We start from the raw sequence: 13,710 nt of genomic DNA on the forward strand, positions 1-13,710 counted from the left end.
ATATATATCCAAAAGGCTTCTACGCCTATAGTAGAAGCCTTTTTTTAAAACAACTACATGGATCAATTTGTATTCCCAACATTAGCCGCTTTTTTTTCTGCATTGATTACATGGATTTTTTCAAAAAGAAAAAACCTTGCTGCGGATAGAGCTGCCGAATTAGACAATGCTGTAAACGCTGTAAAATACTATCGTGACTTACTTGACGATATGGCAAGCAGATTAACTGCCGCAACTGAAACTATCAAAAAAATGGAAGCGCAACACCGCGAATTAATGGTTATAAATCAGCACTTAGTGGAGGAATTACAAAAGTTCAAACAACTTAACGGAAAAGTATAATGAGCACATTAGGACAAAAAACATTAGCTGTTGCCATTACTCAATTGGGTGTTGAAGAAATACCAAAAAACAGTAACGCTGGTCCAGCTGTAGAAAAATATTTAAAGTCGGTAGGACTTGGTAAAGGTTATGCATGGTGTATGGCATTTGTGTACTGGTGTACCAAAGAAGCTTCTTTACAATTGGCCATCGCAAACCCACTTACAAAAACTGCAGGAGTTTTGGCAATGCTAAACTTCGAAAAAGATTTAGTGGTTAAGGAACCACAACCGGGCGACATTTTCATTATGGACTTTGGCAAAGGTCAAGGACATACCGGAATAGTTGAAAAGGTTGACAAAAACATTATACACACCATCGAAGGAAACACCAACGATGATGGTAGCCGGGAAGGTTACAAAGTATGTAGAAGAATCCGAAGCAAAAGCACAATTAAAGCATATTTAAGATTATGAAAAACCTAAAATTAAAATTCTGTCTGTCCATTTTTTGTTTTGTTGTTTTGGCAACAACACTAGTAGCTTGCAAAAGCTCTAGTGTTGTACCGCCAACAACTACAGAGACAACTACGACAACCACCACAAAAGAAGTGGTACGTGATACAGTTTTCGAAGTCTTGCAAGATAGCAGCTATTATAAGGCGTATCTGGAATGCATCAACGGGAAGGTAGCCATTAAACAGGATGTTAAACCAATATTAACACCTGGTAAAAATTTAGAACCTCCAAAAGTCAATTTAAAGGATAATGTACTTACGGTTGACTGTAAAGCTGAGGCAATTAAGTTGTTTGCACAATGGAAAGATGTTTACACTAAAGAGCATAAGCAAATAACCCAGAAGATACCTTATCCGGTTGAAAAGGAATTAACATGGTGGCAAAAAACACAAATGATACTAGGTGATATATTCCTCGTAATTATTGGACTGCTTATAATAGTCGTCGTTTTGAGGTTAACCAGTGTAATTAAAATCTAATTAAATACTATTTAAAATGTCAAACGAAAAAGCGGTCGATTATTTCGACAGACACCCATCAAGTAATGAATGTCACATTACATCAGATAATAGAGTGTTTCATACCAAAGGAACTGCTGACGGTCATGCAGGCGGGTTAAAAGACAATGAAGTCATTTCTCACTATAGAAGTGATTTTGAATTGATGAATAAAAAAGTAATTGATCCTGTTATTGAAACTGGTGAAACGACAGAAGATAAAGAAGCAAGATTCAAAAAAAGAGTTGATACATTAATCTTACTAGGTTTCGCAAGAATTGACGACAATTTTATTAGAACATCAGATAATACCACTATTTCTATTTCGACAACTGATGTTTTAGAATCAAATGACGAAGAGTTTAATGTTTCAATAATTAAAAACCCAATAAATATTGTAGTTGAAAATGCTGATGCTCCTAAAGCAGATCATTTGGAGTTATTAAAAAACTTTGATCCTAAAACAGCAATTTATCCTGAAGTACTATCGCTTTTTAATTCATTAGGGCTTACAGCTCCAACCAAAAAGCAACCTGATTTATTAGCTGCAATCGAAGCTTATAAAGTTGCTGTTAACTTAGAAGATAAGCAATAATGGCACAAGAAACCGGAACGCCAAAGGTTACTACAGTAGTAGCCTCTGGCAACCTCAAACGCCAGTTGCAAATCTTAGACAGCGTTGGAGCTCTTATGGGAACGGCCGAAACAAAAATCGGCGTTATTGAAACTGTTTACAATTATGATGATGCAGTTTCAAAGGGATATACAGTAGCAGCCGAACCATTTTTAAACAAGGCTATTGAGGTTTTTTATCAAGAATTAGGAGGTAATAAAGCTTTAACTATTCTTGGAGTTGAGGACACAATGACACTTACGCAAATGGTTACTTCAACCAATGCAAACGGTCTTAAAAAACTGCTTAATTCGGCACAAGGTGAAATCACCATTGTTGGGTTGATTCGCAAACCAAGCGAAGTGTATGAAATGCCAGAAGATCACTTTTTGGATAAAGATGTCGAAGATGCTTTGTTAGCCTCTAAAACTTTAGGACAATATCAGCAATCCATTAACAAGCCAGTACGAATGCTTATTGAGGGTCGAATAGCTGATTTAGAAGCCGATTTATTCAAACCTAATACAGTCGGAAATGGTTTTGCAGGTGTTGTACTTGGAAGTGATTTAAACGATGGTTCTGGAGCAAGTGGTGTTGCATTGGCTTTGGCAAGAGCGGTTAAATATCAATGTCATGTTAAAATTGGTAACGGGCAAAATGGTCCTTTGACAATTTCAGAAGTTTTTATAGGTGACAAATCTATCCAAGATTACTACCCGGAAGAATTAGATGATTTTGCTAAAGCAGGATATATCATTATGCATCGACGTGACGGATCAGCGGGATATTATTTTGCAAGAGATAATATGGCTACTAATGACGATTTCAGCATCTTAGTGCATGGCAGTATAATCGACAAAGCTCAAAGAGTTGGCGTAGCAGCTGCGACTCCTCTTTTAGAAACTTCTGTTCGTGTTAATGCTGACGGAACTATCAATGCTACTGATGCGAAAGATTTAGAAGAAACAATCGCACAGCAATTAAGATCACAATTAGCCGGACAGGTCAGTAATATTGATGTTAATGTCCCAACGGATGTTGATATTATCAACACGAGCACAGGAGCAATTGAAATTGCTGTCTTACCTCTGGGGTATTTAACCTGGATTAAAGTAACAATAGGTTTAACCGCTAATTTATAGCCATGAATGTAAATATAAGTTCATCAGAGTGTGCATGGTCAAACTTTGAGATTAAAATACTAACCCGAACAATCAAAGGTTTACGCGGTTTTAGCTTCAAAAAGGAAGTTGAAAAAGAGCATTTATACGGGGCGGGTGATGAGGCCATCGATATTCAGTCCGGGAACAAAAAAAGCTCTGGGAGTATTAAGGTACTAGGCTTTGAAGCTGACGCCATGAATAAAGCCGCTAGGCTTGCAGGTTTTGAAGATATTACAGAAGTGCCTCACGAGCTAATTGTAATTACCTGTTCGTATAAAAAAAGATTAATCGATCCTATTTCTGTTTACATCGCTTCTGGCGTTGCTTTTACAGAATCAGGAGTTGACATGGAGCAAAACGCCAAACACAGAGAAATAACGTTGCCATACCTGGCAATGAATGTAAGATTACCATAACAATAAAAAACAAACAAATGAAAGAATCAGGTAAACCCAGTAATTTAAAAACCGTTTTTGCGAATCGTAAAGCAAAAGAAGTTGAAAAACTTAAAGAAAACGACACAACACCATTCGTTGAAAGATTTACTCAAAAAAAGTTAGATGAATGGAAAGAGCTTTCAGGAGGTCGTAAACTGATCTATCTAAAACATGAAAACGATTTGGCAGTCTTAAGACCTCCAACGGCTGACGATTTAGGGGACTACATGGAAGCAATCGGAACCAATGGACTAAGTAAAGCGGTTGCAATGGTCACAGAACAACTTTGGTTGGATGGTGATATAATTCTCATCGAAGACGAAGAAAAATTCATTTCTGTTTTCTTACAGATAAACAACATCTTGGAAGGGAAGAAAGCCGAGTTTTTTCGCGCTTAGCAATAAAGGCATAAAGGATTGCCAAAATAAGAAAGCCGGTTTAGATTACCTGATTGTATTTGGGTGTATGAAATTCGGTGCAAATGCCTTGAAAGATTGGGGCGACGAAACATTTTTCTATCGCACCGGTATTGCGCTTGAATTATCAAAAAAGGAAGAACTTAGGTTATGAATAATACTATTGATTTTGTTTTAAGAATGCGGGACATGGCAAGCTCGAACATAACGCGAGTTGGTTCGACTTCCCAGTCCGTATTTAATAGAATGAGTCAGTCGGCTAATCAAATGATGGGTCGTAACAGGGTTTTAGGGATGAGCTTCACGGAGCTTCAGAATAGAATCAGACAAGTCGAAGACACAATTAGCAGGAGTACTATTCCCAGTCAAATTGCAATGGCCAGACGTGAGCTTTCATCTTTACAAAGGCAAGCAGCAAACCACGCGGGAAATATAGGCGGTTCGTCTTCTGGTGGTGGTTCTAAAAGTTTAGGTATCGGAGGTGTTGCAATAGGTTCCATGATTGGCGGTTTAGCATCTGGCGGGGTTTCTATGTTAGTTAATGCAGCGACAGCCGGTGTAGGCGCAATGATTGAAAAAAGCTTCGAAAAAGAACAGGCAATTACTGGTTTAACCACTTTTTTAGGTAAACAAGGCGCGCAAGATGCTTATAAAAACATTAGAGCGGATGCAAACGCAACGCCTTTTGATACAGCTTCACTTTTGGAGGTTAACCGTTCTTTGATTTCCGCGGGATTGGGTGCTAAGGCTGCCAGAACCGACACCATGAATTTAGCTAATGCCGTTTCGGCTGTTGGTGGCGGTAATGATATATTATCAAGAATGGCCGCCAACATGCAGCAAATTAAAACGGTCGGAAAAGCTACCGCAATGGATATTCGACAGTTTGGAATAGCCGGTATTAATATTTACGCCATGTTGGCACGCTCAACAGGCAAAAGTATTGAACAGGTCAAGGAAATGGAAGTCACCTATGAAGACCTTGCAAAATCCCTTGCTATGGCAAACTCTAAAGGCGGTATTTATGAAGGTGCTTTGGCAGCACAAGGACAAACAAAATCCGGAAAGTGGAATACTGTTAAGGACAACTTTATGACTGCTGCATCAGACTTAGGCGATGCCTTTTCACCGGTTATCAATAAGTTCTTAGACATGGGAATTAAGTTTGCTAACGGCATTGGTCCTATGATCGAACGTGCACAACCTTATATCGATGGATTTGCTAACGGAATTGGTAAAGCGGTTGATTACGTTACCGAACTGGTCAAAGGCACCGGCAAATGGAGTGAGTGGGTTGCTATAGCAAAAAACAACTTTACGTCATTATGGCCAGTTATTCAAAATATAGCTGTCAAATTATGGGAATTTGTTAGCCGAATCGTCGAGTTTGTCCGTAAAAGTGAGATTCTGAAAGATGTGTTTCGTTTTATTGGATGGTATATGAAAAGTGTAGCAGATGCAATTAGTCTTGTTTTAGATGGCATTCTTTGGGTTTGGGATAATCTTGTTGAGCCAATTTTAAATAAGATTGAAGCTTTTTACAAGTGGATAAAAGGAAATAACAGTACGATTAATGTAAAAGGTACAAAAACCTTAATTACTCCCAAACCAAAAGACGAAAGCCCGGACGATTCGCCATTAGGTGCCGGTGCTGCATTAATGACTTCAAACGGTTCAGCCGGAAAGTCAGCCGGTGAAACTGTTTCCGGAGCGGGTCCAAAAGTGGTAAATATTCAGGTAGGTAAGTTTTTTGAAAACCTGCAATTTACCACAATGAACGCCAACGAATCGGTTGACGAAATGGAAAGGGTTGTAATGGAATGCTTAGCAAGAATAGTATATAACGGTTCAAAAATGGTTTAATATGTTTAGTACAAATACAGTAGTTGATTTAGTAAAATTATACAAAACCTATTTTGCAAATAATCCTTATTTCATTACCGATAAGGATTCGATGCAACCGACTACAGAAGAAATTGGATATTCAATAACTTCTGAAAATACGAGACCTAAAGGCAGTATTGATTATTCAAGCAAAAACATTCCCTTTAATAAAATTGGAGCTTACGGGCAGTCAATTTGGTTTCCTGTGAAATTAAGAGCTGTTGAAGGAAGTCTGTTTACCGAAATTGAAATTGAAGCCTGTACGGTGGGTGTAAATTTAATGAAAGATATCATCAGAACCCCGGTTAGTGAACGTAAAGGAAAAGTAAAGGAATGCTTTGCAATAGACGATTATAGATTTACAATCAAAGGGTTTTTAATTGGTAAAAATCAATTAGTACCAGAAGACCAGATTAACAAATTAAAGAAAATATTCGAGAGCCCCGGCGAAATTGAATTAAAAGGCGGTTATCCTGAAATTTTTCTTGAAGATAGCTGTCGAGTTGCTATAAGCAGTTTGGATTTTCCAGAAGTACAAGGAAAGGCGGTTTGGATACGTCCCTTTTCAATGATTCTTGAAACGGATTATATAGAGGATTTAATTATAACATAGATGTTTTATTTAACCAGCAATATTACAATTGGAGATTATCCAAATATTAAACCCTCTAAGGTTTCTTGGAAAACGGACATAAATAGTTTTACTGATACCTGTACAATTGAATTGCCCAGGATTAAATATTTGAAAAACGAAAAGACGATAACTGAAGACTTGCAAGAACCAAATAGCCGCACAGAGTATCTTTTTAAAGAAAACGACAAAATCAGCATATTGCTTGGTTATGATGGTAATAATGTAAAGCGTTTTGAGGGCTTTATTAAGCGTGTAAATATGGGTATTCCTGTAAAAATTGAATGTGAGGGCTATAGTTATTTATTATATGACATCATTTTCAATAAAACCTATTCGGATGTAACCGTAAAGCAGTTGTTAACTGATCTATGCTCAGGTACTGAAATAGTTTTATCTGATGAAATGCCAAACATTCCTTTAAAAAATGTACGGTTTAAAAATGCAACCGGCATTCAGGTTTTGGAATGGCTTAAAAAAGAGGTGCATTTGGCTGTTTACTTCAATTTTAATGAATTGTATGTAGGTACTCAATTTGGTAAGAAAGGTAAACGTGTAAAGCTTCGTTTAGGTTGGAATACCGTAAAAGACGATGATTTTAAAAAACGCCTTGTTGACAAAAATGTTAGAATAGTTATTCAGGAAAAAAGCGGACAAGGCGAAGTTAAACGAACCAAGTCCGATGCAGATAAATACGACAACGAAAAGACCGTAAAAGTAAAAGCAGGATTACCTGCTGATCTGTTAAAACAAATTGCTAACAGGTTACAGACTAAAAGCAATTACAACGGCTACGAAGGTAACATCATGGCATTTTTAGAACCTGCAACAAACAAAGGAGACATCGCAGAAATAGACGGTTACAAATACCCTGATAAATCGGGAAGTTTTTTTGTTGAAAGCGTTACAGGTGAGTTTAGCAAATCAGGCGGCAGGCAAACATTAGAATTAGGTTTTATAACAACATAAAGAAAATGCCAACACCGGAACAAATAAGATTAGCATTTCAGCAGATGGCAAAAAACGACGGTCCTGCTGTTAGTAATATAGCGAAAGTTAAATCTGTTGACGAAAATAAAGCCTTATGTGTTCTTATTGACGAAGACGATCAGGAGATTTTGGATGTTAGGCTTCGTCCGGTTCTCTCAGAAAAAAAAAGTTTTATCCTGGTACCGAAAGTAGGTAGTTATGTTTTGGCCGTTCGTGTTGAAGATGATGACGACTGGATGATTATTGCAGCCGATGAAGTGACGAAAGTGGGGTACTACATTGAAAATACTATTATCGAAGTTGATGCATCAGGATTCTTATTTCAAAAGGAAAACGAAACATTAAAAAAAATAATGGTTGATTTTTTAGCCGCAATTAAATCCATGAGCTTTCAGGTTAATACAACGGGTACTGCATCGGCTCAGTCAGGCACAACGAATGTGCTAATAAATGAAGCTCAATTTACTGCTATTGAAACAAGGATTAATCAGTTTTTAAAATAGGTTTAAAATGACAGATTTTTTATTAGATGATGATTTTGATTTACTGGTTACTGATGGTGATTTAGTTGTCGGAGAAAGTACAGCCCAACATCAAAAAATGTTGATTTTGATTGACAAAGGCGAATTAAAAGATGTGCCAATGAGAGGCATTGGAGCGCAAAGGTATTTGGAAGACGATAGCCCCGAAAATTTAGCCAGGGAAATGAGATTAGAATTTTCATTTGATGGTATGAAAGTAAATAAAATTCAAATAGCATCAGATTTAACAATTGAAATCGATGCAAATTATTAAACAATGACAGTTACTGTATTAGTCTTGCAATCTTGGTTTGATTTAGCCATACAACACACAGGAAGTGTTATGAATGCTTATGCTCTTGCACTTGCTAACGGTGAAAGGTCGGTTACTGATGATCCCGTTTCCGGTGAACAAATACTAATTCCAGAGGGTATGACAATTTTAAAAAAAGAAACGGACTATTTAAAAAGCAAAACTGCAATACCAGCTACAGGTATAACTCAGACACAATTGGAAGATTTTAAACCACCTATTGGAATCGGAACAATGATAGTAGGATCAACATTTATAGTAGATTAAAATGGCACGAACAATAACAGACATTCAAAACGGAATTTATGCTAAAATAGCTGCTGATCCTACGCTCCCAAATTCCATAAGTCAATCCGCAGCTTACAGACGTTATACGTTTATAATAAGTTACGCAATTTGGCTTTTAGAATCTCTTTTTGATACTCATACTCAGGAAGTGACTAATATAATAGAAACTAAATTCCCGCACCGTCTTTCATGGTATAGAAATGCAGCTTTAGCATTTCAATACGGATTTGATTTAATCCGGGACACGGATAAATATGACAATACAGGTTTTACAGATGAAGAAATCGAAGCTTCTAAAGTCATTAAGTATTCAGCAGTAACAAAATCAGGCGGGCAATTGCGTATTAAGATAGCTACCGAAACAGCAGGAGTTTTGGCACCAATTACACCAGAAGTTAAAAATGCATTTGATTTTTACATTGATGAGATTACCGATGCAGGCGTAAATTATTTAGTTATAAACCTTTTGCCGGATATTCTATTATTAAACATGCAGATATATCGTGATCCATTGGTTTTGGATGCAAACGGCATGAGTATTTTAAACGCTAATTACCCCGTTCAGGATGCAATTAAAGAGTACATGAAAGAACTTCCTTTTAATGGTGAGTTGGTTCTGGCTCATTTAGTAGATAAGTTACAGCAGGTACCAGGTGTTAATATTCCACATATTGTAAATGCCGAATCACAGGCAATTAACATTGATACAAATGAGTATGAAGATGCTCAGCCAATAAATGTAAGGACGGTGCCGGTGAGTGGTTATTTTACTATTCCAAATTTTGATAATATTTCTTATGTGGTTTAAAGTAGATTTTGACAAACTAATCCTTTTGCTTTTGCCAACACCAATGCGAAAGACTAAGAATTTTGGATATCTCAAAGCTTTGATTTCACCAATACTAAACTTGCATATTCGTTGGTCAAATATGCGAAAAGACAATCTTAAAAAGCTTTCGTACAACAGTCAAAAATGTTACATGAGAGGTGTTTTAAATGACAGGTATGACCCAGAACAAAGGAGAATAACAATAGCCAACACCAACAAAAAACCAAAAGACTACATCTATACACAAGCGGAAAATTTACCAGTGTATTTAGGTACTATGTGGTTAGAACCTGAATTTAATTATGAAGGATCAACGGTTGATTTCTTAGTCAATGTACCACAGGAAATAATGAATTTAAAAATAAATGAAATAGTCGCCACGATTGAATTTTATGTTTTAGCGGGCAAATCTTATCAAATAATAGCAATATGAATAAACTGGATGTTAATCAAACTGGGGGCTTTCCGCTAACAACTAGGATTTTGGATGAACTGCAAAAAATTTCCGCCGTTTTTAATGGTTTGGGAGGAATTGCAGGAGATAAAACGATCTTGTATGGTTGTAATCTTACAGGTTCAAATGTTAGTGATGGTGTTGTGTATTTAGATGGGGAAGTTTTAGCTTTTAAAGGCGGTCTCGTTCAAACAAAAGTGATTTTAAAAGAAGACACAGAGAATCTTGTTTTTGAAAATAATGAGTCTAAAACAGTTATAAGAACTCGCTATGTGACTTTTGGAGCAGGAGTCAATTCTATGGATTGGGCTGATTTTATCAGGCCAAAAGAAACAAAAGAACTTGAAGCAGCTCTGGAAGGTAAAACAGACTTAACCACATTTGAAGCTTTGGCCGATGCTTTTGCAATTGTCTATACAAAAATGCTGACCATCGAAACAGGTGCGCAAAAAAATCTTCAAGAGGTTTACGATTTTAAAATTGTTGAAACTCTCAATCGTTCCTCCACAGGAATAAACGATAATGATTTTACTAAAAATTATTATATAGTTAACCCGCCAGAAGGTTTTACAATGGCGCATTTAAAGGGATTTAGTGCGGGAATAGCGAAAGTAGCTTTTGGTGGTAATGTCGACAATGGTGATACCATTTGGTGTAAATGGGATATTGGTGTTAACAATGTTAGAATCACCTGCAACAATAGCGAAAATCGTGCACCTTCGGAGGTTAGTTATTTAGCAATCTGGAAAAAGTAAAAATATGGCAGCAACTGATATAAATATACTTAAAAGCTGGTATGAAACCGGAGACGTGCCAACACAAGAGCAGTTTTGGGCTTGGTTTGAAAGTTATTGGCATAAAAACGAAAAGATTCCAATAACATCCATTACCCAAATTGAAGAAATTTTAAACGATAAAGCTGATAAGGAGGCGTTTGATAATCACTTAACGGATGAAAATGCACACGCAGGATTGTTTGCTAAAACACGAATTATCCCTTTTGGTCAATTCCTTGTTTTTAAAGCTGAAGGTAATGCAAATGAAAGCGAAAAAGAACCAGGTGATTACTGCTTAGGAATTGTTGAAAATTCCTTTGTTAGTGGTAGTTGGACTGGCGATAACGATCAGCTCAAATCATCTTACGAATAAATCTAATTAATATATGAAACCTAAAAAAAGAATTAAAATCTTAGAGACTACAGTCTCACAACTTCAAAAGCAAGTTGAAAAGTCAGCATTGACAATTACGGATGCATCCGATCCAAATTTGAAAGCTGTTATCAGTTTGAATAATGGAGAATTTACCATTGAAAAAATAAGAACAAATACAACTGAGACTGAAACCTCTGAATTAATCATTAAAGACAATAAATAACAATGAAAAAACTATTCTTATTCTTAGTGTTAGCCGTCACACTCAATATTTCGGCACAATCAACGACATATATTGCGAAGCCGTTAGAACTGAATACGGTTCCGGCAAGTGTAACAAAGTCAGATTCAGTCTTAGTGCGTGGAGCTGATAAAATTGTAAAATATGTACCTCGTAGCGAGTTTGGAGGTAGTGGAGGTTCTCAGGATTTGCAAAGTGTTTTAAATAATGGAAGTTCTGGGACATTAATAAGCGGTAGTGGCGTAAATAGTACTGCCCTTAGTTTATTTGCGAACGATGGCGTTCAAGGTACCAGCTTAAACGGTACAAGTTATTTGACTGGTAATATTGTTAGAGGTTCTTTCATTGTGAGCAATGGCAATCCTTTTATGAGAAAGGAGTATCATGGTTTTACGTCTAATCTAAGTATAGCTGATCTAACAGCAAATAATAATTATATTTTGCCTGCTAAACCAGAAGGTAGCTATACTCTAGCCACTGCGGATGAGCTTACATTGGATAATATATTATGGAACAATGATACCGCAGTCAATAAAGCTATCAATTTGACGGATTCGTCAAATCAACAAAGCTATTTTACAGCGGGTCAAAGTGCTGTTAGAAATTATGATACTGATGTTGAGTTGGGCGTAAGCGCTAATGGTTATGTATATTTTAAGCCTGTATATTCGATAACAAGATCGAACATGTTAGACCTTACTAAAACCACAGAGGGAGTAGCTACTTTTAAACTACCTGAAAAACCAGACGGTAATTACACTTTAGTTACTACAGAGGATATTTCAGGCGGTGGGGGTACTCTACAAGATGTTTTGAATAATAGTAATGGAGTTTACTCTAGTCTTAGCAATGATACGGATTTTCATAAAGAGGCTGGATTAGTTGTAGGGGCTGATGCTATCGATGCAAGAATAGACTTTTTTGGGGAAACTTCTGATTTAGGAGGAGAAATAAGTATTATAAACGGTGTAATACAAATAGAACAACAGGACAAGATCACTGCAAAGTCAACTAGAGTAGAATTTGAACACCCTACAGAAAATGTTATTCTAAAATTCCCCACGAAGGCAGAGGGTACTTATACTATTGCTACTACGGACGATATTACAGGCGGGTCTCAAGATTTACAGCAAGTTTTAGATGTTGGAGGCTATGCCGAAGTAGATGAAGGAGCTAGTTATCTTGGAATATTAGGAGGTACACCAAACGATAGATATTTTGCTGTAACTATAACTGATGGAATAGAAGATAGTAAAGAAAGTGCTTTACTTGTATCTAATGAGATTGTACGCATGGAAAATTCAGCAACGGATAAAAGCAGTAGAGTAGTTTTGGATGAAGGTAAAATAGAGTTAAGTGTAGACGATCATGTCAATGGTGGGGGCGTGGAATTGCATTTTCCAGAGGCTTTAACCGCTATTTACAATATTAATATACCTACTAAAACAGTTGAAGGTGACTACACGTTAGCTACTATTGAAGATATGGTAAAAGGAGAATACGCTACAAATACGGCCGCTATTGCCGCGGGTTTGAAAAATGGAGACTTTTATCATTTACCAATATCGGGAGATAATTATGTTTTAGCGGTAGTTAGAAAAGAGTCTGACTTTGTAGAATTAACTTTTTCAGATATTAACACTTCCGCATCTAGTTTTGGTATCTCAGATATAAATGATGTAGATCAATGGAATACTTATTTAGCCACTAAAGCTAATGCTTATACTTTCGATAGCGCATCTGTTACTGGAAATACTATTAAGTTATCAAAAGAAGATACTTCTGGAATTATATTTATGAATTTTCAGGATAGTCAGGCTATTGGATTTAATATAAAAGGCTGGAATGATGCTACGGAGCTTTATATAGATGGTAATCCAATTACCTCATTTGATCCAGATAGTATACCGGATAGTCTAGTTACATTAAGTTTCTACGGATGCAGTTTGACTTCATTTAATCCAACCTCACCAATGCCTGCAACCTTAGAAAGTTTGATATTATCGAATAACGATATAACAACTTCCAGTTGGAATACAGATACAGCTTGGATTTCGAGTTTGCCTTCTGGTAGTGGTAGACAATTTGGGGCTGACGGTAATACGAATACAGTAACCGGTACAGCTACAGATACAGGAGTATCTGCGAAAGGCTGGACAATAACACCTTAATTAAATAATAAATCCTTAATAATTTTTATATGAATAAAACAACAATTGCCGTAATCGTGAGCGTTTTAATTGTCTTAACAGGCTTTATTGAAACTAAGTTCGATCTTTTACAAGAAGTAGGATTGTCACTGGTGACAATCAATAGAATTAAATTAATTGGTTTGGTACTGTCAGCAGTATTGCCAAGTATTTCAAAAATTCTACCAGGTAAAACGGAGTAGTAAGAAATTCCAAAGGAGGGCAGGAATAAAAAAAGCCCTCCAACAAATTA

20 protein-coding genes are annotated in these 13,710 nt (G+C 36.5%); all 20 read left to right on the forward strand.

Features of this window, described 5'->3' with window-relative positions:
- Positions 1-57 precede the first annotated feature (57 nt).
- Positions 58-342, forward strand: a complete 285-nt coding sequence (locus DMB68_RS13705; protein WP_110347246.1) for a methyl-accepting chemotaxis protein — start codon at positions 58-60, stop codon at positions 340-342.
- Positions 342-797, forward strand: coding sequence for a CHAP domain-containing protein (locus DMB68_RS13710; protein WP_110347247.1), 456 nt, complete (start codon positions 342-344; stop codon positions 795-797). The genes DMB68_RS13705 and DMB68_RS13710 overlap by 1 nt, the downstream gene beginning before the upstream one ends.
- Positions 794-1,318, forward strand: a complete 525-nt coding sequence (locus DMB68_RS13715; protein ID WP_110347248.1) for a hypothetical protein — start codon at positions 794-796, stop codon at positions 1,316-1,318. The genes DMB68_RS13710 and DMB68_RS13715 overlap by 4 nt, the downstream gene beginning before the upstream one ends.
- A 16-nt stretch (positions 1,319-1,334) precedes the next feature.
- Positions 1,335-1,931: a hypothetical protein gene (locus DMB68_RS13720; protein WP_110347249.1), complete on the forward strand. Its 597-nt coding sequence runs from the start codon at positions 1,335-1,337 to the stop codon at positions 1,929-1,931.
- Entirely contained in the window at positions 1,931-3,091 is a 1,161-nt protein-coding gene (locus tag DMB68_RS13725) for a DUF2586 family protein (protein ID WP_110347250.1), read from the forward strand. The genes DMB68_RS13720 and DMB68_RS13725 overlap by 1 nt, the downstream gene beginning before the upstream one ends.
- 2 nt (positions 3,092-3,093) lie before the next feature.
- On the forward strand, positions 3,094-3,528 hold the full coding sequence (locus tag DMB68_RS13730) for a hypothetical protein (RefSeq protein WP_110347251.1): 435 nt from the start codon (positions 3,094-3,096) through the stop codon (positions 3,526-3,528).
- A 17-nt stretch (positions 3,529-3,545) separates the two neighbouring features.
- Complete coding sequence (locus DMB68_RS13735) at positions 3,546-3,947, forward strand: hypothetical protein (RefSeq protein ID WP_110347252.1); 402 nt, start codon at positions 3,546-3,548, stop codon at positions 3,945-3,947.
- A gap of 207 nt (positions 3,948-4,154) precedes the next feature.
- A complete protein-coding gene (locus DMB68_RS13740) occupies positions 4,155-5,828 on the forward strand; it encodes a tape measure protein (protein ID WP_165830139.1) in 1,674 nt (557 codons plus the stop codon).
- Position 5,829: 1 nt separating this feature from the next.
- Positions 5,830-6,462, forward strand: coding sequence for a DUF6046 domain-containing protein (locus DMB68_RS13745; protein WP_110347254.1), 633 nt, complete (start codon positions 5,830-5,832; stop codon positions 6,460-6,462).
- Positions 6,463-7,449, forward strand: a complete 987-nt coding sequence (locus DMB68_RS13750; RefSeq protein ID WP_110347255.1) for a hypothetical protein — start codon at positions 6,463-6,465, stop codon at positions 7,447-7,449.
- A 5-nt stretch (positions 7,450-7,454) separates the two neighbouring features.
- Entirely contained in the window at positions 7,455-7,973 is a 519-nt protein-coding gene (locus tag DMB68_RS13755; RefSeq protein WP_110347256.1) for a hypothetical protein, read from the forward strand.
- Between the two features lie 7 nt (positions 7,974-7,980).
- Positions 7,981-8,265 carry a hypothetical protein gene (locus DMB68_RS13760; RefSeq protein WP_110347257.1) on the forward strand — a complete coding sequence of 95 codons (285 nt, stop codon included), beginning with the start codon at positions 7,981-7,983 and terminating at the stop codon, positions 8,263-8,265.
- A 3-nt stretch (positions 8,266-8,268) separates the two neighbouring features.
- Positions 8,269-8,571, forward strand: a complete 303-nt coding sequence (locus DMB68_RS13765; RefSeq protein ID WP_110347258.1) for a hypothetical protein — start codon at positions 8,269-8,271, stop codon at positions 8,569-8,571.
- A 1-nt stretch (position 8,572) separates the two neighbouring features.
- On the forward strand, positions 8,573-9,400 hold the full coding sequence (locus DMB68_RS13770; protein WP_110347259.1) for a nucleotidyltransferase: 828 nt from the start codon (positions 8,573-8,575) through the stop codon (positions 9,398-9,400).
- Positions 9,390-9,854: a hypothetical protein gene (locus DMB68_RS13775; RefSeq protein ID WP_110347260.1), complete on the forward strand. Its 465-nt coding sequence runs from the start codon at positions 9,390-9,392 to the stop codon at positions 9,852-9,854. The genes DMB68_RS13770 and DMB68_RS13775 overlap by 11 nt, the downstream gene beginning before the upstream one ends.
- Positions 9,851-10,630 carry a hypothetical protein gene (locus DMB68_RS13780; RefSeq protein WP_110347261.1) on the forward strand — a complete coding sequence of 260 codons (780 nt, stop codon included), beginning with the start codon at positions 9,851-9,853 and terminating at the stop codon, positions 10,628-10,630. Before DMB68_RS13775 ends, DMB68_RS13780 begins: the two co-directional genes overlap by 4 nt.
- Positions 10,631-10,634: 4 nt before the next feature.
- The gene (locus DMB68_RS13785; RefSeq protein WP_110347262.1) at positions 10,635-11,024 is read left to right on the forward strand and encodes a hypothetical protein; all 390 of its coding nucleotides are present in this window, start codon (positions 10,635-10,637) and stop codon (positions 11,022-11,024) included.
- Positions 11,025-11,037: 13 nt separating this feature from the next.
- On the forward strand, positions 11,038-11,250 hold the full coding sequence (locus tag DMB68_RS13790; protein ID WP_110347263.1) for a hypothetical protein: 213 nt from the start codon (positions 11,038-11,040) through the stop codon (positions 11,248-11,250).
- Positions 11,251-11,252: 2 nt separating this feature from the next.
- Positions 11,253-13,439: a leucine-rich repeat domain-containing protein gene (locus DMB68_RS13795; protein WP_110347264.1), complete on the forward strand. Its 2,187-nt coding sequence runs from the start codon at positions 11,253-11,255 to the stop codon at positions 13,437-13,439.
- A 29-nt stretch (positions 13,440-13,468) separates the two neighbouring features.
- A complete protein-coding gene (locus tag DMB68_RS13800) occupies positions 13,469-13,660 on the forward strand; it encodes a hypothetical protein (RefSeq protein WP_110347265.1) in 192 nt (63 codons plus the stop codon).
- Positions 13,661-13,710: the final 50 nt, after the last annotated feature.

Source organism: Flavobacterium hydrophilum, assembly GCF_003202405.1.
Taxonomy (GTDB): domain Bacteria; phylum Bacteroidota; class Bacteroidia; order Flavobacteriales; family Flavobacteriaceae; genus Flavobacterium; species Flavobacterium hydrophilum.

Bases quoted from the DNA above. Each gene is read 5' to 3' on its own strand.
- DMB68_RS13790 (WP_110347263.1), top strand. From the start codon at position 11,038: ATGAAACCTAAAAAAAGAATTAAAATCTTAGAGACTACAGTCTCACAA.
- DMB68_RS13795 (WP_110347264.1), top strand. From the start codon at position 11,253: ATGAAAAAACTATTCTTATTCTTAGTGTTAGCCGTCACACTCAATATT.
- DMB68_RS13775 (WP_110347260.1), top strand. From the start codon at position 9,390: ATGTGGTTTAAAGTAGATTTTGACAAACTAATCCTTTTGCTTTTGCCA.
- DMB68_RS13710 (WP_110347247.1), top strand. From the start codon at position 342: ATGAGCACATTAGGACAAAAAACATTAGCTGTTGCCATTACTCAATTG.
- DMB68_RS13720 (WP_110347249.1), top strand. From the start codon at position 1,335: ATGTCAAACGAAAAAGCGGTCGATTATTTCGACAGACACCCATCAAGT.
- DMB68_RS13800 (WP_110347265.1), top strand. From the start codon at position 13,469: ATGAATAAAACAACAATTGCCGTAATCGTGAGCGTTTTAATTGTCTTA.
- DMB68_RS13770 (WP_110347259.1), top strand. From the start codon at position 8,573: ATGGCACGAACAATAACAGACATTCAAAACGGAATTTATGCTAAAATA.
- DMB68_RS13730 (WP_110347251.1), top strand. From the start codon at position 3,094: ATGAATGTAAATATAAGTTCATCAGAGTGTGCATGGTCAAACTTTGAG.
- DMB68_RS13755 (WP_110347256.1), top strand. From the start codon at position 7,455: ATGCCAACACCGGAACAAATAAGATTAGCATTTCAGCAGATGGCAAAA.
- DMB68_RS13725 (WP_110347250.1), top strand. From the start codon at position 1,931: ATGGCACAAGAAACCGGAACGCCAAAGGTTACTACAGTAGTAGCCTCT.
- DMB68_RS13715 (WP_110347248.1), top strand. From the start codon at position 794: ATGAAAAACCTAAAATTAAAATTCTGTCTGTCCATTTTTTGTTTTGTT.
- DMB68_RS13765 (WP_110347258.1), top strand. From the start codon at position 8,269: ATGACAGTTACTGTATTAGTCTTGCAATCTTGGTTTGATTTAGCCATA.
- DMB68_RS13740 (WP_165830139.1), top strand. From the start codon at position 4,155: ATGGCAAGCTCGAACATAACGCGAGTTGGTTCGACTTCCCAGTCCGTA.
- DMB68_RS13745 (WP_110347254.1), top strand. From the start codon at position 5,830: ATGTTTAGTACAAATACAGTAGTTGATTTAGTAAAATTATACAAAACC.
- DMB68_RS13785 (WP_110347262.1), top strand. From the start codon at position 10,635: ATGGCAGCAACTGATATAAATATACTTAAAAGCTGGTATGAAACCGGA.
- DMB68_RS13760 (WP_110347257.1), top strand. From the start codon at position 7,981: ATGACAGATTTTTTATTAGATGATGATTTTGATTTACTGGTTACTGAT.
- DMB68_RS13735 (WP_110347252.1), top strand. From the start codon at position 3,546: ATGAAAGAATCAGGTAAACCCAGTAATTTAAAAACCGTTTTTGCGAAT.
- DMB68_RS13705 (WP_110347246.1), top strand. From the start codon at position 58: ATGGATCAATTTGTATTCCCAACATTAGCCGCTTTTTTTTCTGCATTG.
- DMB68_RS13780 (WP_110347261.1), top strand. From the start codon at position 9,851: ATGAATAAACTGGATGTTAATCAAACTGGGGGCTTTCCGCTAACAACT.
- DMB68_RS13750 (WP_110347255.1), top strand. From the start codon at position 6,463: ATGTTTTATTTAACCAGCAATATTACAATTGGAGATTATCCAAATATT.